The following is a 21,558-nucleotide window of genomic DNA, read 5'->3' as shown; positions in this document are numbered from 1 at the left end:
TGGCAAAGCTTTGAGCACAAGTCAAACGCGAAGACCGGCCGCCGCCATTTTTCGGCGGCAGCCGTCAAGGCCGATTCGTTTGATCTGCTAAAGGTTTGCCGCAACGCACAAAAAGATTGTCACCAGCCTTCTTTTGCGTTTACAGTCTGAAGTGGAGGAATATCCAAATCAGACGGGGGTTCAGGAGACTGATATGGCGAAGAATGAGGGTCAGATAGTCATCAAGAAATACGCCAATCGCCGCCTGTACAATACAGGCACCAGCACCTACGTGACGCTGGAAGATCTGGCGGAAATGGTGAAGAAGGGTGAAGACTTCACCGTCCAGGACGCAAAAAGCGGGGATGACATCACCCATTCGGTGCTGACGCAGATCATCTTCGAGCAGGAATCCAAAACCGGCAACACGCTGCTGCCGATCTCCTTCCTGCGCCAGCTCATCACCTATTACGGCGATCAGATGCAGATGGTCGTGCCGAGCTTTCTCGAACATTCGATGCGCGCCTTTAGCGAACAGCAGGCCCAGATGCGCGAGCAGGTGAACCGCGCCTTTGGCGAGACGCCGCTCGGCAAGAACCTGCAATTGCCGATGCAGATGGTCGAGGACCAGGTTCGCCGCAACACCGAGCTGTTTCAGCAGGCGATGCAGATGTTCTCGCCATTCATGAAGCCGCCCGCGGCGAAGGAAAGCCGCAAGGCCGAGGCTAAGGATATCGACGAGCTGAAGGAACAGCTCCGCGCTCTCCAGAACAAACTCGACAATCTATAGCCCAATTGAAACATCCCGCCCGGCGCTTCGGATCGAAACGGCGAAACCGCCGATCACATCGACCAGAGCGATCGTCATCAAGATGAAGAACACCTGCGTCGCAGCGCCCTGGACGAGCAGAAACTCGACGAGGAAGGCGATGAAGATCAGCATCGACAATATATGATTCACGAGGTTGCCGGAGCCGGTCCGTGTTGCCTTCAGGATTTCAAAGAACAACACGACGAGAGCGATGACAATGAAGAGATCGCCGAGCGCCATCCTCCAGGTGGCGCCCGAGAGCATCGACAGCACGATGATGTCTTGCTGCAATGCCGCGACGCCGCCATCGCCCATCAGGCCTAGCATCGCCAGATTGTAAAGAATAAATGGAATAATCATCAGGGGCATTGCGGCTATCATCGGCAATCTCCTTGCGCAGGAAGAATACTGCCGCAAACTGTCGCCTCACCGCAAGTCATTGCAAATATTATCTTGCCGAAATGCAAAAGGCCGGCATGAAGCCGGCCTTGAAACACGCGATCGGGCGGATCGGAGATTACGCGCTTTCCTTCGGCGTCAGAACCTGACGACCGCGATACATGCCGGTCTTCAGGTCGATGTGGTGCGGGCGACGCAGTTCGCCGGAATTCTTGTCTTCGACGTAGGTCGGAGCCTTCAGCGCGTCTGCCGAACGGCGCATGCCGCGCTTGGACGGGCTCGTTTTTCTCTTCGGTACAGCCATTTTTCTTACTCCACTTGCGGGCAAAACATTCCCACGGCCAGACTGGCGGCCGAAACGGACATGTCGCGATTTCGGAAATTTTGCGCGCTTATACATGCAAGGGGCGGTCTTGACCAGTCCCCATGCGTATTTTTTGCGAGACTGCCGATTCGAGGCTCAGACCTCGTCTTCCGCTACGATCCAGGGCTCGGCGCGAGCCGCTTCTTCCCATTTCCGCCAGGCCGGGTGCGCCTTCATAGTCTCCATATAGGCGAGTGTATCCTTCCGGTTGACGAGATCATAGACGTCGAACCGGTTGACCACAGGCGCAAACATCGCATCCGCGCCGCAGAAGCGCCCGAAGAGAAACGGACCGCCGGATTCCTGCAGAAGATCACGCCAGATCGCCTCGATGCGGCTGATGTCTGCCTCGACGCCATCCGGCAGCGCGATCTTCCCCTTCGGCCTTCGGATATTCATCGGGCAGGCGCTGCGCAGGGAGCGGAAGCTGGAAAGCATTTCCATCGAAACAGACCGGGCAACCGCCCGCCCGGCGCGATCTTCCGGCAGCAGACCGGAATCCGGATAAAGCTCGGCGGCGTATTCGATGATCGCCAGCGATTCCCAGACCTTCAATCCACCATGCTGCAGGAGCGGCACGCGCCCAGTCGGAGAGATGGCCTTGATCTGCGGATTACCGCCGGGATAGTCGAAAGGGATCAGGACCTCCTTGAAATCCACACCCGCGCCCGTAAGCGCCATCCATGGCCGAAATGACCAGGAGGAATAATTCTTATTGGCTATATAGAGCGTCGGTCTATCCATGGGCCTCTCCCGGTCAGGCGTCGAAATCGAAGATCAGCAGTTCGTGGAAATGGTTCATGTCCTCGTATACGCAGAATGCCGGCGGCGTCAGCTCGAATACCGGGACCTTTCGGCTGATGTCCTCGACCACGTCGTCGAGCATCGCCTGCCAGCGCGGCAGGGCTTCGTCCTCCAACCAGTCGACCGGATAGGCGAAGGTGATGTGGAACTTGTAGTCCGCGTGGTTCGGTTGACGATATCCCAGAAGATCGGCAAACGCGTCGCGCCAGGCGCGCATGGTCCTGCGATCCTTCTCCGTCGCCCCGTCGACGAGCAGGCCCGACGGGCGAGCTCTGACGACGGCGACCTTGAAAGGCTCGGCCATCGAGAAACCTTCGAGCCGAGCCGCGAGCAGCGCAGTCATATCGCCGATCGGCGTCTCGAGAGGGAGATCGACCGGCCAGCGTTCCTGCCGGCGCATAGTCTCGATAACGCCGTCGAAAAGCGTCATGTGAAGGCTGGAGATGGGCGTGAAGAGGAACTGCGCCGCCTCCGACATAGCCAGATATTTCTCACGCGCCTCTATCAGCACCGACTGCGTCCTCGAACCCTTCTCGGGGTGGCAGACGATGGTGTTGCCGGCTTCAGGCAGGAAGCCGCCGATCTTGCGATAGCGGCTGCCGAGATGGGAGGGCGGGTTCGAGTTGTGCGTCTTCGAGTAAAGCAGAAGCTCGGGCGAAAAGGTCGGGACGGTCATGGGCGACTCGGGGCTCTGATTGGACTGCATTCGCCCATATGGCAGAACCAAGAATGTCAGATGACGCTCACGGTTACTAACGACAAGTTCTGATCTTATTCATAGATGCACTTGATGTAATCGCCCGAACCCTGCGCACGCCTCTCGATGACGCCGGCCAGGCGGCGAAGGCCCCGCCCGGGTTTGCCCGCGTTGCGGTCGATCGGGTTCGGCAGCGAAACGGCAAGCAGCGATGCCTGGCGTCGCGTCAGCTTCGAGGCCGGCACCTTGAAATGATGGTGGGCGGCCGCCTCGATGCCGTAAACGCCCGGACCCCATTCGGCGATATTGAGATAGATTTCCATCAACCGCCGCTTCGACAGGACGAAATCCGTGGTGACGGCGAGCGGAAGCTCCAGCGCCTTGCGCACGAAAGAGCGGCTGTTCCAGAGGAAGAGATTCTTGGCCGTCTGCATCGGAATCGTACTGCCGCCGCGCGTCGCCTGGCCTTTCAGCGTATCTTCGACCAGCATACGCATCTCCGCCCAGTCAACGCCGCCATGGAAGCAATATTGACCGTCTTCGGACATCATCACCGACTGCACCAGGACCGGAGAGATCTCGTCCAGCGACACCCATCTGCGGTCATAGCCGCGCAGCAGCACGAGATCGCGCAGCATCAGGGTCGACACAGGGTGGATGAAGGGCAGCAGGTAAAGGAAGATCAGCACGTAGGGAAGGATCAGCACGGCCAGCAGGGCAAGAACGATGCGCTTCAGCACAGGCCGATTTTCGAACCATCGCCGACGGGCCGGCATGTCGGCGATATCCTCTCTCTCCGGCGCTATATCCAAAGTCCCCAGCCCATTTCGCTCCTTCTCGTTCTCATAACGCCTGTGAGGCGCTTATGCCAGAGCACAGGGGGAATCTTGCGGCAGTCATCGACAATTCCGTTGCAAGCCCCGGTGCCCCATGGCAAACAGCGCCCATGGACGCGAACCGGGACACTTTCGAGAAAAGGCTTAGGAACAACGCCCGTGAAATCGAGGCGCTGCTCGAGACATTGCTTTCACCGAGCCCTCTTTCCGACGAAATCGCCAGGCCCGATACCCTACGCAGCGCCATGCACTATGCCGTGCTGAACGGCGGCAAGCGGCTGCGCCCATTCCTTGTCATCGAAAGTGCGGCCCTTCTCGGCGGTGATGCGCAGGCGGCACTTCGCGTCGGCGCAGCACTCGAATGCGTTCACTGCTATTCCCTCGTGCACGACGACCTGCCGGCCATGGACAATGACGACCTGCGCCGCGGCAAACCGACGGTGCACATCAAGTTCGATGAAGCCACCGCAATCCTCGCCGGCGACAGCCTGCTGACCTACGCCTTTGATATCGTTGCCGCGCCGGAAACGGCTCTTCCCGATATGAGCAAAGCGGCGCTGGTGCTTGCCCTCGCCCGAGCAGCCGGTCTCGGCGGCATGGCCGGCGGTCAGGCGCTCGATCTTGCCGCAGAAAAGCGGACCCCCGACGAAGCCGAAATCATCCGTCTGCAGGCGATGAAAACTGGCGCGCTGATCCGCTTTGCCTGCGAAGCTGGCGCCCTCATCGCGGCAAGCCCGCCCGAAGATCGCCGCCGCCTGCGCGCCTTTGGCGAAAAGATCGGCCTCGCTTTCCAACTCGCCGACGATATCCTCGACCTGACTTCGGATGCGGAGACCATGGGCAAGGCCACCGGCAAGGATGCAGCCCGCGGCAAGGGTACGCTCGTGGCGCTCCACGGCATTGAATGGGCCGAGGCCGAGCTTCGCCAGCACGTGCGCGATGCCGAGGATCTGCTTGCCCCATACGGTGCCCGCGCCTCGATCCTGACGGATGCGGCGCAATTCATAGCCCAGCGGAAAAGCTGAGCCGGTCAGACCGCCAGGATCTCCCGTAGAGTCGAAACCAGCAGGGCGCATTCCTCGTCCGTGCCGATGCTGATGCGCAGGAATTCCGAAATGCGCGGCTTGGCGAAATGCCGGACGAGCACGCGGCGCTCCCGCAGCGCCAGTTGAAGTGATGCGCCCGACCGGCTTTCGTGTCTTGCGAAAACGAAATTCGCCTGGGACGGCAGCACCTCGAAATCGAGTGACTCAAGCTCGCGGACGAGGCTTTCCCGGCTGGCGATGATTTTTCGCCGGCTTGTCTCGAGCCAAGCCTCGTCCTTGATCGCTGCCGTCGCGGCGACTTGCGCCAGGCGATCGAGCGGATAGGAATTGAAGCTGTCCTTGACGCGCACCAGCGCCTCGATCAGGTCCCGGTGCCCCAACGCGAAGCCGACGCGCAGACCTGCGAACGAACGGGATTTGGACAGGGTCTGGATGACCAGCAGGTTGGGATAGCGGGAAATGAGCGGCACGGCGCTTTCGCCGCCGAAATCGACATAGGCCTCGTCTATCACGACGACTGCGTCGGGATGAGCAGCAAGAAGCGCCTCGATCCCGGCCAGCGGCAGGCCGATACCTGTGGGCGCGTTGGGATTGGGAATGATGATCGCGCCGCACGGCCTGTCGTAATCCGAAAGCCGGATCCGGAACTTGTCATCGACCGGTATTTCGATCGCTGCAATGCCATATAGCAGGCTATAGGTCGGATAGAAGCTGTAGCTGACATCGGGGTAGAGAAGCGGCAGATCGTGGTTCAGCAAGGCCTGGAACGCATGGGCAAGCACCTCGTCGGAGCCGTTACCGACGAACACTTCTTCCGCCGTCAGACCGAAACGGGCGGCGATCGCTTCGCGCAACTGTGTGGCGGCGGGATCGGGATAAAGCCGAAGGCGATCGTCCGCCACTTTCCTGATCGCGTCGAGTGCTTTCGGGGACGGGCCGTAAGGATTCTCGTTGGTATTGAGCTTGACCAGGCCAGGGATAAGGGGCTGCTCCCCCGCGACATAGGGCCGAAGCCTGTTGACGATGGGCGACCAGTACCGGCTCATCTAAACTCGCAGATCTTTCATTCCGCCGCCGTCCGCCGGCCGAATCGCTTCTCGATATAATCGACGACAAGCGCCTCGAAATCGGAGGCGATATTCGGGCCGCGCAGTGTCAGTGCCTTCTTACCGTCGATGAAAACGGGTGCGGCCGGCGTCTCGCCGGTGCCGGGAAGCGAAATGCCGATATCGGCATGTTTGCTTTCGCCCGGCCCATTGACGATGCACCCCATGACGGCGACGTTCAGGGCCTCGACCCCGGGATATTTCTCGCGCCAAACGGGCATGTTCTTGCGGATGTCGTTCTGGATGTTCTGAGCGAGTTCCTGGAAGACAGTCGAAGTTGTGCGCCCGCAGCCGGGACAGGCGGCAACCACCGGCACGAACTGGCGGAAGCCCATGACCTGCAGGATTTCCTGCGCCACCTGCACTTCGCGGGTGCGGTCGCCGTTCGGCTCCGGCGTCAGCGAGACGCGGATGGTGTCGCCGATGCCGTGCTGAAGCACGAAGCCCATTGCTGCCGACGAGGCGACGATGCCCTTGGTGCCCATGCCGGCTTCGGTCAGCCCAAGATGCAGCGCGTGGTTGGAACGTTCGGCAAGCATGGAATTGACGGCGATCAGGTCCTGCACCTGGCTGACCTTGGCCGACAAGATAATGCGGTTGCGTGGCAGGCCGATTTCCTCGGCGAGGGTGGCCGAAAGCAGCGCCGACTGCACGATCGCCTCGCGCGTCACCTGCCGGGCCGAAAGCGGCGAACCGGCTTCCGCATTCTGGTCCATCAGCGCCGTCAAGAGATCCTGGTCGAGTGAGCCCCAGTTGACGCCGATGCGCACCGGCTTGTCGTAGCGGATCGCCATCTCGATGATCTCGGCGAACTGCTTGTCCTTCTTGTCCTTGAAGCCGACATTGCCGGGATTGATCCGGTATTTCGCCAGCGCCTCTGCGCAGGCGGGATGATCGGCAAGCAGCTTATGGCCGATATAGTGGAAGTCGCCGATCAGCGGCACGTCCATGCCGAGCCGCAGCAGCCGCTCGCGGATCTTCGGCACGGCGGCCGCACTCTCGTCGCGGTCGACAGTGATACGCACCAGCTCAGAACCTGCCCGGTGAAGGGCTGCGACCTGCGCGACGGTCGAATCGACATCGGCCGTGTCGGTATTCGTCATCGATTGCACGACGATCGGCGCACCGCCGCCGACGATAACGCCACCGACGTCGACGGCAACGGAAGCGCGGCGCGGTTTCGGGTCAAAATCGGCGGCTGACAACATTCAGAGTTCTTGCATCCCTAAAAATAGTGCCTTTCAGGTGGATCATGACCGCTTTCTTGTCAACCGCCCTCTATATCACTTTTGCTTGGAGACGGCTTAGTGGCCGCCTCCTGAGACACCATCGGCATAATGGGCCAGCTTGGAGAATGCGAGAACGAACAGCAGCAGCACCGGCAGCGCCATGAAGACGACGGCGAAGCCGATATGTTCGGCAACGAAGCCGATCACCGACGGCGCGACCAGCATGCCGGAATAACCCATGGTCGTGACAACCGAGATGCCGATACCGGGCTTGAGGCCGGGGATATTGCCCGCCGCCGAGAAAGCGATTGGCACCATGTTTGAGATGCCGATGCCGCAAAGGGCAAAGCCCAGGATGGCGATCTCCGCGTCCGGCGCGAGGCTCGCCAGCAGCATGCCGGCAATGGCAAAGAGTGTGCAGATGCGCAGTGTCTTGACGCCGCCGAGGCGGTCGCGCACGAGATCGCCGGCAAAGCGCATGATCGCCATGGTCGCCGAGAAGGCTGCGAAACCGAGACCGGAAAGCGCGACCGACGCATCCATTTCCTGCCGGAGAAAGAGCGCGCCCCAATCGAGAACCGCGCCTTCCGGCACCATGGAGAACAGGGCCATCAAGCCCAGCAGCCACGGAAGCGGCACCATCGGCAGCTTTGTCTTTTCCTTCTTGGCATCGGGATGCGGCGGATCCGCAAGGATCATCGGCCAAGCCAGAGCAAGGAAGATCGCCGCCAGGAGGGTCGCGAGTTGGGCATGGCCGAGAATACCGAGCTTGGCGATCACGATGCCGCCGAGACCCGAGCCGATCAGGCCGCCAAGGCTCCAGAAAGCATGGCAGGACGACATGATGGCGCGGCGCATGGATTTTTCGACAGACACTGCATTGGCATTCATCGCCACATCCATCGCGCCGATAAAGCCACCGAACAGGAACAGTGCGATGGCCCCGGTGATCACGTTCGGCGCCAACGTCAGTGCCAGGAGCAGCGGTAGCACGCAAACCGCCGTCGCCCGAACGACGATGCGCGAGCCATGCTTGGCGATCTGTGCGCCGGCAATCGGCATCATAACCAGGGAACCGACGCCGAAGATCAGGATCATCAGCCCGAGTTCAAACTTCGTCAGCGCGAGACGTTCGGCAAAATCGGGGATCTTGGGCGCCCAGCAGCCGACGACAAAGCCGTTCATGAGAAAGAGTAGGGAAACAGCCGCCCTGCTTCTGGTAATGAAGCCGCTGCGGACTCCCGGCGGCGCGTTCACATGACTGTCCATTTTCGGTCTTTCCTCGTTGTCGGGCTTGGCAGCGCCCGCTTTTTCTAAACTCTGTGACGGCGGCTCAGTTCGTTCTTTCGGCGATGACTGTCCGGCAACCGCGCTCGCGGTAACCCGCAAGGATGGCGGGATCGGCATCGTGCTCGACGACCAGGCATTCGCAATGCGCAACCGGCAGGACGCTGTGGGGTGCAGCCGTGCTGAATTTCTCCGAGGTTACCGCCGCCATAACCTTTTTGCTTCTCGATGTCGCAAACCGTTTGAACTCCGCATCCTCGAAGCCGAAGGTCGTAATGCCGGCCTCGAGATCAATGCCGCAGGCGCCGAGAATGCAGAGATCGGGCGAAATCTGCTCCATATCCCGCAAGGCCTTGGCGCCGAGCGCGCCACCTGTCTGCCGATCCACCATGCCGCCTATCAGGATGACGTTGACGGCAGGCTTGTCGATGAGCGCTGCTGCGATCGCCGGGGCATTGGTCGCGGCCGTCAGTTCTAGTTCGGCCGGCAAGGCATTGGCGATGGCCAGATTGGTACTGCCGGCATCGAAAAAAACGCATGAACCCGGAGTGATCTGCTTTGCCGCAGCCCGCGCCAATGCCTGCTTGCGGTCGGCGGCAAAAGCCATGCGCTGCGTCAGGCTTCCATGGGCTGGGGAAACAGGCAACGCGCCGCCATAGACCCTTTCGCACAGGCCCGCCGCCGCCATCTCGCGCAGGTCGCGCCGCACCGTATCCTCGGAGACGCCGAATTCCATCGCGAGTTCCGCCGCCAGCACGCGGCCATTCAGCCGCAGCCGCTCAGAAATGACGCTTTGACGCTCCCGTAACAGAAAATCCTGCATGTTCCTACCGGATCATTGGCTGAAATCAGACAATCGTGCATAAACACTTATGATCATGCAGGCAACATGCACGTTCACACATTTTCTGACGAAGTGAAACAAGGCTGCAACGTCAAAGTGCATCGGCTGCCCACGATCGGTCGCCGAGCAACAGCGGCGCGATCGCGGTGGCGCCAATTTCATGGAATTCGTGCTTGGGACGAACGCTTGAGAAAAATATTTGCAGTTGCTGCTTTTATTCGCAGTTTTCTACGCTTCCGGCGCCCTAGTTTTCTGCGAAGTATGCCGCATCCGATCACAACCTCCCAAGGATGGATAGCACAATGAACTGGTTGAAAACCGTCGCCGCCGCTGCCCTTATTCAGGCCGCAGCCCTCCTGCCCGCCCATGCCGGCGAAAACCTTGCCGCCATCAAATCCGCCGGCGTCTTGAAGATCGGCACCGAAGGCACCTATGCGCCCTTTACCTATCACGACGAGAGCGGCAAGCTTGTCGGTTTCGACGTCGAGATCGGCGAAGCGATCGCCGCCAAGCTCGGCGTCAAGGCCGAATTCATCGAAGGAAAGTGGGACGGCCTGATCGCCGGTCTCGATGCCAAGCGCTATGACACGGTCATCAACCAGGTCGGCATCACCGAAGCCCGCAAGCAGAAATACGATTTCTCCGAACCCTATATCGCCTCCAAGGCAGTCCTGATCGTCCGCGAAGGCGACGACAGCATCAAGACCTTCGCTGACCTCAAGGGCAAGAAGGCCGCCCAGTCGCTGACCAGCAACTTCGGCAAGATCGCAACTGAATCCGGCGCCGAGCTCGTCGGCACCGACGGTTTCGACCAGTCGATCCAGCTCGTGCTGACAAAGCGCGCCGATGCGACGATCAACGACAGCCTCTCCTTCCTCGATTTCAAGAAGCACAAGCCGGACGCGCCGGTGAAGATCGCCGCGGAGCAGGAAAATGCCGATTATTCCGGCATCATCATCCGCAAAAACGAGCCCGAGCTGCTAGAGGCGATCAACAAGGCGCTCGCCGACATCAAGGCTGACGGCACCTACAAGAAGATTGCCGACAAGTATTTCGGCCAGGACGTTTCCAAGTAAGCTCTCCTGCAAAAAGTCCCCTCCCGCAACGGGGAGGGGTTTGGCGGGGTACCGCCTCATCTCAAAATAAACGTCCTGACTTCCAGCTCGGTCACTATTTCGTGCAGCGCGGGGGCCGGATTAAGTCCCTCCCCCTTGTGGGGAGGGGTTGGGCAGGGGTATTCCGAGATATCACCACCCGATCCATGAGAGGGAATGTCCCTTGCCGCACTGGCTCCAACTGATGGCGGAATCGCTTCCCTCGCTCCTCTGGGCGGGATTGATCTTCACCATCCCGCTGACGCTGCTCTCCTTCGCCTTCGGTCTGATCCTCGGTCTGATCACGGCGATTGCCCGCCTTTTCGGCCCGACACCCGTCGCGGCGATCGCCCGCTTCTATGTCTGGGTCATCCGCGGCACGCCGCTGCTCGTCCAGCTTTTCGTGATCTTTTACGGCCTTCCGAGCATCGGCATCCTGCTCGACGCCTTTCCTGCCGCGCTGATCGGCTTTACCTTGAATATCGGCGCCTATAGTTCCGAGATCATCCGCGCGGTCATCTCCTCCGTGCCGAAGGGCCAGTGGGAAGCAGCCTATTCGATTGGAATGAGCTGGCGCCAGGCGATGGGTCGGACGATCCTGCCGCAGGCCGGCCGAGTCGCCGTGCCGCCTCTGTCGAACACCTTCATCTCGCTGGTCAAGGATACCTCGCTTGCTGCTGCCATCACCGTGCCTGAGCTCTTCCAGGCGGCACAACGCATCGTCGCCACCACCTACGAGCCGCTGATCCTCTATATCGAGGCGGCGCTGATCTACCTCGTCCTGAGCTCCGTCCTATCCCAGCTGCAGGTGCGGCTGGAACGCCGCTTCGCGCGCTATGGCGGCATGCTGGAGGCAAACGCATGATCGAGCTTTCCAACATCGAAAAGCGCTTCGGTGACGCCGTCATTCTGAAGGACATCAGCATCCGCATTCCCGAGGGCAGCGTCACCGCGCTCGTCGGGCCGTCCGGTGGTGGCAAGAGCACGCTCTTGCGCTGCATCAACCTGCTCGAAATCCCGACATCAGGCGCGATCCGTCTCGGTGAGGATGAGCTTTCCTTTGCGCCCGGCAAACGCATTGGATGGCAGGCGATTCAAAAGATCCGCCGTCAGACCGGCATGGTCTTCCAGAATTTCCAGCTCTTTCCGCATCAGACCGCGATCGAGAACGTCATGGAAGGTCTGGTCACGGTGCTTAAATGGCCGAAGGAGAAAGCGCGCGAGCGCGCCATGGAACTGCTGACCAAGGTCGGCATGGCGCACAAGGCCGATGCCTGGCCTTCGACACTATCGGGTGGTCAGCAGCAGCGTGTCGCAATCGCACGGGCGCTCGCGCCGTCGCCGCGGGTGCTTCTCTGTGACGAGCCGACCTCGGCGCTCGATCCTGAACTCTCGGCGGAAGTGGTCGATGTGCTGGGTCAGCTTGCCCGTGAAGGCACGACGATGGTCATGGCCACCCATGATCTCCGGCTCGCCTCGAAAATCGCCAACGACGTCGTCTTCCTGGAAGCCGGGAGCGTGGTGGAAACGGGCAGCGCGAAAGCTATTTTCAGCGCCCCCGAGCGCGAGCGTACCAAGCGCTTCATCTCGACGATCAACGCCGCCCATACTTATGATATCTAGAGCAATTCCGCTTTTCTTCGGATCACGGAATTGCTCTATCTCTATGTTTTCACGCAATTCCGAACCCAAAACCGCTGCACACTTTTGCTGGAATTGCCCTAATTGTCTCACGTGAATCGTGATTCACGTGAGACGCGTTGCTTACAGGCGGCAACCCTCAGGCCGAGGTGACGACCGTGCGCGCTGCCTTCAACGCATTGCCCCACCAGATGAGCTGATCAAGCTGGTTCTTGGCCGCCTCGTTGAGGTGCGGGTAGTCGCCAAGGCTCTTGCCTTCCTTGAGCACGCTTAGATATTCGCTGAAAGCGATGTGCACGCCCGTTTTCACCGAGGCTGCGCCCATTTCCACGAAGATCAGGCGAAGCTGCTCGACGGCGCGCGCACCGCCGACGCCGCCGTAGCCGACGAAGGCGACCGGCTTGTGGATGAACTCGCCGAGATCGATCGCGTTCTTCAGAACCGCCGTCGGCGCATGATTGTACTCGGCGACGGTGAATATGTAGCCGTCAAATTCGCGCAGCTTCTTCTTCCAGCGCTCGGCGGTGTCGCTTTCCGCCGTGGTGGCGCGCTCTTCGCCAAAGAAATGCATGGGATAGTCGAGAAGATCGAGAACCTCGACTTCGAGATCGGAGCGTTGGCCGACGAGTTCGGCAATCCATTTTGCCGGATGTGCGGCGAAACGGCCAATACGAGTGCTGCCGACAATGACGGCGATCTTCAATTTGCTCATGAAATCGTTTCCTGATTGATCTTGGGGGGCAGGCACGCAAGTCTACGAAAAAGCCTCCCCGCCGGGCAAGGCGAGGAGGCCGCAAGCTTTTCGAAAAAGTCGGCCTGTTAACAGGCTATTTCTACACAATCGGGTGATCAGCCCGACAAGAATGGGCGGACCGAACCTTTCCTTCCGTTCGCTCATCCGCCGTAAACCACCAGCAGGTCCTTCGCATCGATCTGGTCGCCGGCTTTGACCAGCACTTCGGCAATGGTGCCGTCCTTTTCCGCATGGATCGCGGTTTCCATCTTCATCGCCTCGATGGAGACCAGCACGTCACCAGCGCTGACGGCCTGGCCGGGCGAGGCGAAGACGCGGCTGATGACGCCGGGCATCGGCGCACCGACATGGGCTGCGTTGCCGACCTCGGCCTTGCGGCGCACGGCCGCACCCGTCGCGCCATGGGCTCGGTCCGGCACCTTGATGCGGCGCGGCTGGCCGTTAAGCTCGAAGAAGACAGTGACCATGCCCTGGCTGTCGGTGGCGCTCATCGCCTGGTTGACGATGACGAGGGTTTTGCCCTTCTCGATATCGGCGAACAGCTCCTCGCCGTCCGCCAGCCCGTAGAAATAGGCGGGTGTCGGCAGAACGGAGACCGGGCCGTAGGTATCCGAGGCGAGCGCAAAATCGGTGAAGACCTTCGGATACATCAGATAGGAGGCGAATTCGAAGTCGCTGACCTCGCGCTCCAGCTTCGTCTCGATGACCTTTCGCTCCGCATCGAGGTCGGCCTCCTTGAGCAAAGAGCCCGGACGCACCGTATAGGGCTTGTCGCCTTTCAGCGCCTTCTTCTGCAGCGCTTCAGGCCAACCCGACGGCGGCTGGCCGAGATCGCCCTTCAGCATTGAGACCACCGATTCCGGGAAGGAGACTTCGCGCTCGGGGCTGACGACATCGGCGACCGTCAGATCCTGGCTCACCATCATCAGCGCCATGTCGCCGACCACCTTCGAAGATGGCGTCACCTTGACGATATCGCCGAACATCTGATTGGCGTCTGCATAGGCTTGCGCCACCTGGTGCCAGCGGGTTTCCAGCCCCAGCGAACGCGCCTGTTCCTTGAGGTTGGTGAACTGGCCGCCCGGCATTTCATGCAGATAGACTTCCGATGCCGGGCCTTTGAGATCACTTTCGAAGGCGGCATACTGATTGCGCACCGCTTCCCAATAGAATGAGATGCGGCGGATCCATTCCGGATCGAGGCCTGGATCGCGCTCGGAGCCGGAGAGCGCCTCGACGATCGAGCCGAGACAGGGCTGCGAGGTATTGCCGGAGAGCGCATCCATCGCCGCGTCCACGGCATCGACACCGGCATCGACCGCGGCAAGAACGGTCGCCGCCGCAATGCCCGACGTGTCATGCGTGTGGAAGTGGATCGGCAGACCGGTCGCCTCGCGCAGCGCCTTGAACAGAACCTTCGCCGCCGCCGGCTTCAGGAGACCCGCCATGTCCTTGAGCGCGATGATGTGAGCCCCGGCCTTTTCGAGCTCGACGGCAAGGTCGGTATAATATTTGAGGTCATACTTCGGCCGGGCCGAGTTCAGGATATCGCCGGTGTAGCAGATCGCTGCCTCGCAGAGCTTGTTCTCCTCGGCGATCGCGTCCATCGACACGCGCATGTTTTCGACCCAGTTCAGGCAGTCGAAGACGCGGAAGAGATCGATGCCGCCCTTGGCGGCCTGTCGGACGAAGTATTTGACGACATTGTCGGGATAGTTGGTGTAGCCCACACCATTGGCGCCGCGCAGCAGCATCTGCAGGAGCAGGTTCGGCGCCCCTTCGCGGATCAGCGCCAGGCGCTCCCAAGGATCTTCGGTGAGGAAGCGCATCGAGACATCGAAGGTGGCGCCGCCCCAGCATTCGAGCGAGAGCAGGTTGGGCAGCGCATGCGCATAGGTGCCGGCGATGCGGGCGATGTCATAGGTGCGCATGCGGGTGGCGAGCAGCGACTGGTGGCCGTCGCGCATTGTCGTGTCGGTCAGAAGCACCCGCTTCTCGTCTCGCATCCACTCGCCGAATTTCTTCGGGCCGAGCTTGTCGAGAAGCTGCTTCGTGCCGTCCCTCGCCGAATTGCCGTTGGCATAGGGGACCACTGGCTTGGCGGCGTTATCAAGCGGCTTCGGCCGGTCCTTGGCTTCGGGATGACCGTTGACGGTGACGTCGGCGAGATAAGTGAGCAGCTTTGTCGCGCGGTCCTGGCGTTTGACCTGTTGGAAGAGCTCCGGCGTCGTATCGATGAAGCGGGTCGTGTAGCTGTTGTCGCGGAACTTCGGGTGGCCGATGATCGCTTCGAGGAAGGTCAGGTTTGTGGCCACGCCGCGGATGCGGAATTCGCGCAGCGCCCGGTCCATGCGGGAAATCGCTTCCAACGGATTCGGCGCCCAGGCCGTCACCTTGACGAGCAGCGGATCATAGTACCGGGTGATGATGGCGCCGGAATAGGAAGTGCCGCCGTCGAGACGAATTCCGAAGCCGGAGGCCGAGCGATAGGCGGTGATGCGGCCGTAATCCGGGATGAAGTTGTGCTCCGGATCTTCGGTGGTGATGCGGCACTGCAGCGCATGGCCGTTGAGGCGAATGTCCGCCTGAGCGGGCACGCCGGATTCCGGCGTGCCGATCGCAAAGCCGTCGAGAATATGGATCTGCGCCTTGACGATATCGATGCCGGTGACGACTTCGGTCACCGTATGCTCGACCTGGATGCGCGGGTTGACTTCGATAAAGTAGAATTTGCCGGTATCGGCATCCATCAGATATTCGACAGTGCCGGCGCCGATATAGTTGGTCGCTTCAGCGATCTTCAGCGAATAACCGGCAAGCTCCTGGCGTTGCGCCTCAGAGAGATAAGGTGCGGGCGCCCGCTCGACGACCTTCTGATTGCGGCGCTGGATGGAGCAGTCGCGCTCAAAGAGGTGCACGACATTGCCGTGGGTATCGCCGAGGATCTGGCTTTCGACGTGGCGGGCGCGTTCGACGAGCTTTTCCAGATAGACCTCGTCCTTGCCGAAGGCGGCCATCGCCTCGCGTTTGGCCTCGGTCACTTCGCGAGCGAGATCGGCTTCGGAACGAATGACGCGCATGCCGCGACCGCCGCCGCCCCAGGAGGCCTTCAGCATGACGGGATATCCGATCTCGGCCGCCATTCTGGCGACTTCCTTCATATCGTCCGGCAACGGTTCGGTCGCCGGCACGACCGGCACACCCACTGAAATCGCCAGGTTTCGCGCCGCCACCTTGTTGCCGAGCTGGCGCATCGTGTCGGCCTTCGGGCCGATGAAGATAATGCCGGCCTTGTTGCAGGCGTCGACGAATTCGGGGCTTTCCGACAAGAGGCCGTAGCCCGGATGAATGGCGTCCGCACCCGAAAGCTTGGCGACACGGATCACCTCGTCGATCGACAGATAGCTTTCGATCGGCCCGAGATCGCGGGCAAGATGCGGCCCGCGGCCGACCTGATAGCTCTCGTCCGCCTTGAAACGGTGCAGCGCCAGCTTGTCTTCTTCCGCCCAGATCGCGACTGTTTTTATTCCAAGCTCGTTGGCCGCGCGGAAGACACGAATGGCTATTTCGGAGCGATTGGCAACGAGTATCTTGGATATGGGCAAAACGGTCTCCTCCGTCGTTCAGACACGGGCATGCTGCACCCGCGAAGAAAATTCTTAACTTCTTGTCACGGGAAGTTCAATTTCTCTTGCGACTGCGAAATGCACTTTCTCGCCATGCCAGCGCATGTCGATCGATAGTATGCAGCGCTTTCAGTGGGATGATAAGGCGAAGCCTAGCTTATCAGACCGTGACGGAAGGCAAGCGCGACTGCCTGCTGCCTGTTCTTCGCCTTCAGCTTGTCCTGCAGACCGTTCATGTACCAGTCGACGGTATGGTTTGAGATCTTCAGCATCTTGCTGATCTCCATCGACGTCATGCCTTCCGCGAGATAGTGCAGGATTTCCATCTCCCGCCGCGTCAGGGGCGTCTCGGTCGGCAGCACTGTTTCCAGCGCCTCAGCCTCGCCTGTCAGGTCGAGCAATCGCCAGAAGGCCTTGCGAGCCACGGCTTCGAGCAGCGCGATTTCCACCGGCGACAAGTCGATCGGCTTGCCGCCGAGGCTGAGGCTGCCCAGAATGCCGCCGCGTCCATGAATCGGAAAGAGATAGCCGTCCTCCAATCCGTGGCCGAAGGCGTCGACCATCATCTGCTCCATGCGCCGCTGATGCGCGTCACCGTGGAAAGCTGCCATGCTCTCCCGCCAGCGGAAAGGCCGCTGCGCATGAGCGAGATAGCGCACCATCGGATCGATCCGGACATACTTTTTGGCGGCATATATCTGAAGCCATTGTTCCGGCCAGCGGCCGGCTAGTGGCGCGGCGCGCAGTTCCGAGGCCTGCTGCGCCGGAATTTGCTGCAAATGCCGTAGCAGACCATAGTATTCAAAACCCGAACTGTGGAGGACCTGCTCGAGTTCAGTGACGACGGCGTCCGGATTTGGGCACTCTTCCAAAATTACAAGCAATTGAATTAATGAATTAATTTTCACAAAAGCGCCCCTTGTCCGGACCGGATGTCCGCATCGAGGCCGTTGGCGGCTGTTCAGACTGGTCGCGAAACGGTCTTCTTCAAAAAATGCAGTCTTTAATTTAATGCTGCGCTAAACATTGATTAAAATGCAAGCGCAAATTGTCGTCGATATAATCCTGCCGGCCTTCAGATGCCAGACCCCGATTCAGAAAATCTGGAGAACCCGCGAACGACCTTCTGTCCTATCCTGTTGAGACAGCTTCTAATCTGCCGATGCTGCGGTAGGGAGATCAGGCTCAACTGCCCGCGGATTGAACCCCGGATACTCCGTTAATCGCCGGTTCAGGTAGCCTTCTATAGCATCGCACCATTCCCGTTTTCGCAGATGCACAAGAGGTTAGACGTGTCGCTATTCAAGGTCTATGCAAGAGCTCTGCGCTATCTTGGCGCTTACAAGCTCCGCGTATCCCTGGTCGTTATCGCCAACATTGTTCTGGCGACCATCACCATTGCGGAACCGATCCTGTTCGGTCGCATCATCGATGCGATCTCGGGCAAGGGCGAAGTTAAACCCATTCTTTTCATGTGGGCCGCCTTCGCCGTATTCAACACCGTCGCCTTCGTTCTGGTGTCCCGCGAGGCCGACCGGCTTGCTCATGGCCGGCGGGCAACCCTGCTGACGGAAGCTTTCGGCCGGATCATTTCCATGCCGCTTGCTTGGCACCATCAGCGCGGCACCTCCAACGCGCTGCATACGTTGCTGCGTGCCTGCGAGACGCTGTTCGGCCTATGGCTCGAATTCATGCGCAACCACCTGTCGACGGTCATTGCTTTGGCCCTGCTGGTGCCGACTGCAATATCGATGGACTTGCGCCTTTCCGCCGTGCTCATCGTGCTTGGCATTGCCTATTGGCTGATCGGCCGCGTGGTCATGAGCCGAACCAAGGATGGTCAGGCTTCGGTGGAAAACCACTACCATACCGTCTTCTCGCATGTCAGCGACTCGATCAGCAACGTTTCCGTTCTGCATAGCTACAACCGCATCGAGGCTGAAACCAAGGCATTGAAATCCTTTGCCAACCGGCTGCTCGAAGCGCAGTATCCGGTGCTCGACTGGTGGGCGCTTGCCAGCGCGCTGAACCGCATGGCCTCGACCATCGCGATGATGGTGGTTCTGATCATCGGCACGATGCTTGTTCAGTCCGGCGAGCTGCGCGTCGGCGATGTCATTGCCTTCATTGGCTTTGCCAACCTGCTGATCGCCCGTCTCGACCTGATGCGTCAATTCGCCACGCAGATCTTCGAGGCCCGCTCCAAGCTCCAGGATTTCTATACGCTGGAAGATTCGGTGCGCGACCGTGAAGAGCCGGCCGGCAATAGCGAGATCAAGAACGTCAAGGGTGCTGTCGAATTCCGCGACGTCTCCTTCGGCTTCGGCAACAGCTCGCAGGGCCTGCACAATGTCTCCTTCTCGGTAAAGGCAGGCCAGACGGTTGCCATCGTCGGCCCGACCGGAGCCGGCAAGACAACGCTGGTCAACCTGCTGCAGCGCGTCTACGACCCGCAGGGCGGCCAGATCCTCGTCGACGGAACCGACATCACCAAGGTGACCCGGAAGTCACTGCGTCGCCATATCGCTACGGTCTTCCAAGATGCGGGCCTGCTGAACCGTTCGATCAGCGACAATATCCGCCTCGGCCGCGAAGGCGCGAGCGAGGAGGAAATGCGCCGTGCGGCGGAAGCCGCCGCCGCTGCCGACTTCATCGAGACCCGCCAGGATCGGTACGATACCCATGTCGGCGAACGCGGCAACAAGCTCTCTGGTGGTGAGCGTCAGCGTATAGCGATTGCCCGCGCCATCCTCAAGGATGCGCCGATCCTCGTGCTGGATGAGGCGACCTCGGCGCTCGATGTGGAGACTGAAGCCCGCGTTAAGGCCGCAATCGACAATCTGCGGCAGAACCGCACCACCTTCATCATCGCCCACCGCCTCTCGACGGTCCGCGAAGCCGATATGGTGCTCTTCCTTGATAACGGGCGTGTCGTCGAGCAGGGCGGCTTCGATGAGCTCAGTCACAGCAACGGCCGCTTCGCCGCTCTGTTGCGCGCCAGCGGCATCCTGACGGACGAAGAAGTCCGCAAGGCCCACACCACCGAAGCCGCCTGAGCGCTTCGAATATCAATATAGGGCCGGAAGGGCGGGCGCTCTTCCGGCCTTATTCTGTTTGGAGGGCTGCGCGTGGCTCCCTATGTCCGTCAGCTCACTCGGCGAGATTGGAGGCGAAGCCCGGTGCGCCGAAGAGTAGTCGGGTGCGGCAAGCTTCCTTAAGGTCTGCGGTTTCGCGCAGCGTAGTTCTCCTGCAAGTCTCGCTTTTCATGATGATGTCGGCGGTGCAGAGGCGGTCGTCAGAGGGCACAACATGTCTGGCGCCGGACGGCTGATTGATCACCGCGCCGATCCCCTCTAAGCTCTGGCTACCCGGTATTCAGGAGAGCGACATGAAAGTCTTACGCATCGTCGCCAATATTGAGGCGCCTGACATCATGGCTGCCCGACGCTTTTATCAGAATATTCTCGGGCTCGATCTGATCATGGATCTCGGCTGGATCGTGACGTTCGGCGCGGATACTTCCATGAAGGTTCAGCTCAGCGTCGCCAGCCAGGGCGGCTCCGGGACCCCGGTGCCCGATCTCTCCATCGAGGTCGATGACCTGGATGCCGCTTTCGAGGCGATGTCTGCCGCCGGCGTTCCGATCGAATACGGTCCGGCCGACGAAGTCTGGGGCGTCAGGCGCTTCTATGTGCGCGATCCTTTCGGCCGGCTGGTGAATATTCTCGTTCATAAGAATTGAGCCACAGCATTAAAGTTCAATCAGGCCGGTGGATCTCTATTTCCGATTGGTCCGGCGATAGGTATTCGCCGCTCCGCCGACCCGCACAGGCACCGGGACGGTGGCAATCTCCGTCACCAGCTTGTTCTTGGTTTTGCCCAGCTGACGCTTGTGCTCGAGGTAGTAGGCATAGGCGAATTGCGTCGCGATGCCTGATATGACGAAGAGCGGGCCGACCAGCGGGTCCTTGTTGGTGATATAGAGCACGACCTGGCCGATCATGGCGAGGATTGTGCCGGCGACGAAGATGTTCAGCGAATGGCGGCCGAGGATGGTCAGCGGGTGCTCAGAGGGGCGCCGCAGGATGCGCGAGAAGGCCGGGATGCTGATGATAAGATAAGTCAGCGCCAGAACATGCAACAGCCGCGGCAACGACAGGAAGGTCTTGTCGAAACCGGTGATGACCGTGGGCAGGCCGAGCGCTGCCAGCGAGTTGCCGAAAATCCAAAGATGGCCGGTTACCCAGACGAAGGACAGCAGGACATAGAAGGCGGCAGCCGCAAGCAACAACGGATGCCGCGGGATCGTGCCGCCGCGCTTGATATGAAGGATCGAAACGATACCAATCGAAAACAGGAACTGCCAGGAGAGCGGATTGAGGAACCAGTAGCCCTCTATCAGCATATTGTGCGGCGCCACCTCGTAAATGCCGGCCAGCAGCCAGACCGTGCCGGAAACGGCGAGCGCCAGAAGCGGGCTTCGCTCGTTGAGAAGCAGGATGATCGGCACCATCAGCAGCAGCGCGCCATACATCGGCAGGATATTGTTGTAGCCGATCTGATGACCGAGCAGCAGCAGCGCTGGAATACCTTCCTTCAGGTTCATCAGGACCGCGAGGATATTGATCTCGACCAGCAGCCCCGGCCGGTGAAACAGCCAGGCACCACAGATGAACAGCGCCAGCGTCATGAATGTCGTGATCATATGGGCGAGGTAGAGCGTGAATGCCCGCTTTGCCGCTTTGACCGCCGTTGCGAGCCGCTTGCCCGGTTCGAAGCGGCTCCCGTAAGCGAGGCCGACGGCAATGCCCGATATCAGCACGAAGGCTTCCGCGGCATCGGAGAAGCCGAAATTCTTCGTCGTGACATATTCGAAGATCTGTCCGGGAACATGATTGATGAAGATCATGATCAGGGCCAGGCCACGCAGCACGTCAAGCCGTGTATCGCGCCCCGGCGCAGCTGCGGAGAGGGAACTGCGCTTGGCGCCGATGGCTTCGGTCAGCGTGCTTGCCATGGGGTGTCTCCTGTTGTCCGACTT

At 60.3% G+C, this 21,558-nt stretch carries 20 protein-coding genes; 7 read left to right on the top strand and 13 right to left on the bottom strand.

From position 1 onward, the window contains the following. The first annotated feature begins 193 nt into the window (after positions 1–193). Positions 194–769 (top strand): polyhydroxyalkanoate synthesis repressor PhaR, encoded by a 576-nt coding sequence (gene phaR / locus J2J98_RS20430; RefSeq protein ID WP_064708072.1) that lies wholly within the window; start codon positions 194–196, stop codon positions 767–769. Here the strand turns inward: phaR and J2J98_RS20425 are convergent. The 5 genes from J2J98_RS20425 to mtgA all read right to left on the bottom strand — a co-directional run bounded on the left by J2J98_RS20425 (position 764) and on the right by mtgA (position 3,866). Continuing rightward, entirely contained in the window at positions 764–1,171 is a 408-nt protein-coding gene (locus tag J2J98_RS20425; RefSeq protein ID WP_064708071.1) for a hypothetical protein, read from the bottom strand. The two genes, phaR and J2J98_RS20425, sit on opposite strands and share 6 nt — an antisense overlap. Before the next feature lie 136 nt (positions 1,172–1,307). Beyond that, on the bottom strand, positions 1,308–1,493 hold the full coding sequence (gene rpmF, locus J2J98_RS20420; protein ID WP_003543812.1) for a 50S ribosomal protein L32: 186 nt from the start codon (positions 1,491–1,493) through the stop codon (positions 1,308–1,310). Positions 1,494–1,649: 156 nt separating this feature from the next. Further along, positions 1,650–2,297: a glutathione S-transferase family protein gene (locus J2J98_RS20415; RefSeq protein WP_138397106.1), complete on the bottom strand. Its 648-nt coding sequence runs from the start codon at positions 2,295–2,297 to the stop codon at positions 1,650–1,652. 13 nt (positions 2,298–2,310) lie between these two features. Continuing rightward, a complete protein-coding gene (locus J2J98_RS20410) occupies positions 2,311–3,033 on the bottom strand; it encodes a DUF1868 domain-containing protein (protein WP_207601966.1) in 723 nt (240 codons plus the stop codon). A 95-nt stretch (positions 3,034–3,128) separates the two neighbouring features. Beyond that, positions 3,129–3,866, bottom strand: coding sequence for a monofunctional biosynthetic peptidoglycan transglycosylase (gene mtgA / locus J2J98_RS20405; RefSeq protein WP_197491966.1), 738 nt, complete (start codon positions 3,864–3,866; stop codon positions 3,129–3,131). 134 nt (positions 3,867–4,000) lie between these two features. On the opposite strand from mtgA, the gene J2J98_RS20400 reads away from it, so the two are divergent. Next, a complete protein-coding gene (locus tag J2J98_RS20400) occupies positions 4,001–4,915 on the top strand; it encodes a polyprenyl synthetase family protein (RefSeq protein ID WP_207601965.1) in 915 nt (304 codons plus the stop codon). Between the two features lie 5 nt (positions 4,916–4,920). Here the strand turns inward: J2J98_RS20400 and hisC are convergent, their stop codons facing one another. From hisC to J2J98_RS20380, 4 genes are all read right to left on the bottom strand, one after another. Next, a complete protein-coding gene (hisC, locus tag J2J98_RS20395; protein WP_207601964.1) occupies positions 4,921–5,982 on the bottom strand; it encodes a histidinol-phosphate transaminase in 1,062 nt (353 codons plus the stop codon). A gap of 17 nt (positions 5,983–5,999) precedes the next feature. Next, positions 6,000–7,250 carry a flavodoxin-dependent (E)-4-hydroxy-3-methylbut-2-enyl-diphosphate synthase gene (gene ispG / locus J2J98_RS20390; protein WP_207601963.1) on the bottom strand — a complete coding sequence of 417 codons (1,251 nt, stop codon included), beginning with the start codon at positions 7,248–7,250 and terminating at the stop codon, positions 6,000–6,002. A gap of 96 nt (positions 7,251–7,346) precedes the next feature. Then, entirely contained in the window at positions 7,347–8,540 is a 1,194-nt protein-coding gene (locus tag J2J98_RS20385; RefSeq protein ID WP_064712506.1) for an MFS transporter, read from the bottom strand. Positions 8,541–8,604: 64 nt separating this feature from the next. Beyond that, entirely contained in the window at positions 8,605–9,381 is a 777-nt protein-coding gene (locus tag J2J98_RS20380; protein WP_207601962.1) for a DeoR/GlpR family DNA-binding transcription regulator, read from the bottom strand. Between the two features lie 323 nt (positions 9,382–9,704). On the opposite strand from J2J98_RS20380, the gene J2J98_RS20375 reads away from it, so the two are divergent. The 3 genes from J2J98_RS20375 to J2J98_RS20365 all read left to right on the top strand — a co-directional run bounded on the left by J2J98_RS20375 (position 9,705) and on the right by J2J98_RS20365 (position 12,119). Continuing rightward, positions 9,705–10,478, top strand: a complete 774-nt coding sequence (locus J2J98_RS20375; protein ID WP_064708063.1) for an amino acid ABC transporter substrate-binding protein — start codon at positions 9,705–9,707, stop codon at positions 10,476–10,478. Between the two features lie 202 nt (positions 10,479–10,680). After that, entirely contained in the window at positions 10,681–11,361 is a 681-nt protein-coding gene (locus J2J98_RS20370) for an amino acid ABC transporter permease (RefSeq protein ID WP_064708062.1), read from the top strand. Further along, on the top strand, positions 11,358–12,119 hold the full coding sequence (locus J2J98_RS20365; RefSeq protein ID WP_207601961.1) for an amino acid ABC transporter ATP-binding protein: 762 nt from the start codon (positions 11,358–11,360) through the stop codon (positions 12,117–12,119). The genes J2J98_RS20370 and J2J98_RS20365 overlap by 4 nt, the downstream gene beginning before the upstream one ends. Positions 12,120–12,276: 157 nt before the next feature. Here J2J98_RS20365 and J2J98_RS20360 read toward each other — a convergent pair whose 3' ends face one another. The 3 genes from J2J98_RS20360 to J2J98_RS20350 all read right to left on the bottom strand — a co-directional run bounded on the left by J2J98_RS20360 (position 12,277) and on the right by J2J98_RS20350 (position 17,425). Beyond that, on the bottom strand, positions 12,277–12,849 hold the full coding sequence (locus J2J98_RS20360) for an NADPH-dependent FMN reductase (protein ID WP_064708060.1): 573 nt from the start codon (positions 12,847–12,849) through the stop codon (positions 12,277–12,279). A gap of 182 nt (positions 12,850–13,031) precedes the next feature. Further along, on the bottom strand, positions 13,032–16,496 hold the full coding sequence (pyc, locus tag J2J98_RS20355; RefSeq protein ID WP_207601960.1) for a pyruvate carboxylase: 3,465 nt from the start codon (positions 16,494–16,496) through the stop codon (positions 13,032–13,034). Positions 16,497–16,669: 173 nt separating this feature from the next. Beyond that, positions 16,670–17,425, bottom strand: coding sequence for a helix-turn-helix transcriptional regulator (locus tag J2J98_RS20350; RefSeq protein ID WP_207601959.1), 756 nt, complete (start codon positions 17,423–17,425; stop codon positions 16,670–16,672). A 384-nt stretch (positions 17,426–17,809) separates the two neighbouring features. Between J2J98_RS20350 and J2J98_RS20345 the strand changes: the two genes are divergently transcribed. Next, on the top strand, positions 17,810–19,573 hold the full coding sequence (locus J2J98_RS20345) for a glucan ABC transporter ATP-binding protein/ permease (RefSeq protein ID WP_207601958.1): 1,764 nt from the start codon (positions 17,810–17,812) through the stop codon (positions 19,571–19,573). A 332-nt stretch (positions 19,574–19,905) separates the two neighbouring features. Next, positions 19,906–20,259 (top strand): VOC family protein, encoded by a 354-nt coding sequence (locus tag J2J98_RS20340; protein ID WP_207601957.1) that lies wholly within the window; start codon positions 19,906–19,908, stop codon positions 20,257–20,259. Positions 20,260–20,295: 36 nt separating this feature from the next. On the opposite strand, the gene J2J98_RS20335 is transcribed toward J2J98_RS20340, so the two are convergent. Beyond that, positions 20,296–21,534: an OpgC family protein gene (locus J2J98_RS20335; RefSeq protein WP_138396411.1), complete on the bottom strand. Its 1,239-nt coding sequence runs from the start codon at positions 21,532–21,534 to the stop codon at positions 20,296–20,298. Between the last annotated feature and the right edge of the window lie 24 nt (positions 21,535–21,558).

The organism is Rhizobium bangladeshense (genome assembly GCF_017357245.1).
GTDB lineage: Bacteria > Pseudomonadota > Alphaproteobacteria > Rhizobiales > Rhizobiaceae > Rhizobium > Rhizobium bangladeshense.
Note: the sequence above shows the minus strand (reverse complement) of the source record. Positions and strands in the feature narration are given on the sequence as shown.

Coding starts and splice junctions, on each gene's coding strand:
- phaR (WP_064708072.1), top strand. CDS start 194: ATGGCGAAGAATGAGGGTCAGATAGTCATCAAGAAATACGCCAATCGC.
- J2J98_RS20425 (WP_064708071.1), bottom strand. CDS start 1,171: ATGATAGCCGCAATGCCCCTGATGATTATTCCATTTATTCTTTACAAT.
- rpmF (WP_003543812.1), bottom strand. CDS start 1,493: ATGGCTGTACCGAAGAGAAAAACGAGCCCGTCCAAGCGCGGCATGCGC.
- J2J98_RS20415 (WP_138397106.1), bottom strand. CDS start 2,297: ATGGATAGACCGACGCTCTATATAGCCAATAAGAATTATTCCTCCTGG.
- J2J98_RS20410 (WP_207601966.1), bottom strand. CDS start 3,033: ATGACCGTCCCGACCTTTTCGCCCGAGCTTCTGCTTTACTCGAAGACG.
- J2J98_RS20400 (WP_207601965.1), top strand. CDS start 4,001: ATGGACGCGAACCGGGACACTTTCGAGAAAAGGCTTAGGAACAACGCC.
- hisC (WP_207601964.1), bottom strand. CDS start 5,982: ATGAGCCGGTACTGGTCGCCCATCGTCAACAGGCTTCGGCCCTATGTC.
- ispG (WP_207601963.1), bottom strand. CDS start 7,250: ATGTTGTCAGCCGCCGATTTTGACCCGAAACCGCGCCGCGCTTCCGTT.
- J2J98_RS20385 (WP_064712506.1), bottom strand. CDS start 8,540: ATGGACAGTCATGTGAACGCGCCGCCGGGAGTCCGCAGCGGCTTCATT.
- J2J98_RS20380 (WP_207601962.1), bottom strand. CDS start 9,381: ATGCAGGATTTTCTGTTACGGGAGCGTCAAAGCGTCATTTCTGAGCGG.
- J2J98_RS20375 (WP_064708063.1), top strand. CDS start 9,705: ATGAACTGGTTGAAAACCGTCGCCGCCGCTGCCCTTATTCAGGCCGCA.
- J2J98_RS20365 (WP_207601961.1), top strand. CDS start 11,358: ATGATCGAGCTTTCCAACATCGAAAAGCGCTTCGGTGACGCCGTCATT.
- J2J98_RS20360 (WP_064708060.1), bottom strand. CDS start 12,849: ATGAGCAAATTGAAGATCGCCGTCATTGTCGGCAGCACTCGTATTGGC.
- J2J98_RS20340 (WP_207601957.1), top strand. CDS start 19,906: ATGAAAGTCTTACGCATCGTCGCCAATATTGAGGCGCCTGACATCATG.
- J2J98_RS20335 (WP_138396411.1), bottom strand. CDS start 21,534: ATGGCAAGCACGCTGACCGAAGCCATCGGCGCCAAGCGCAGTTCCCTC.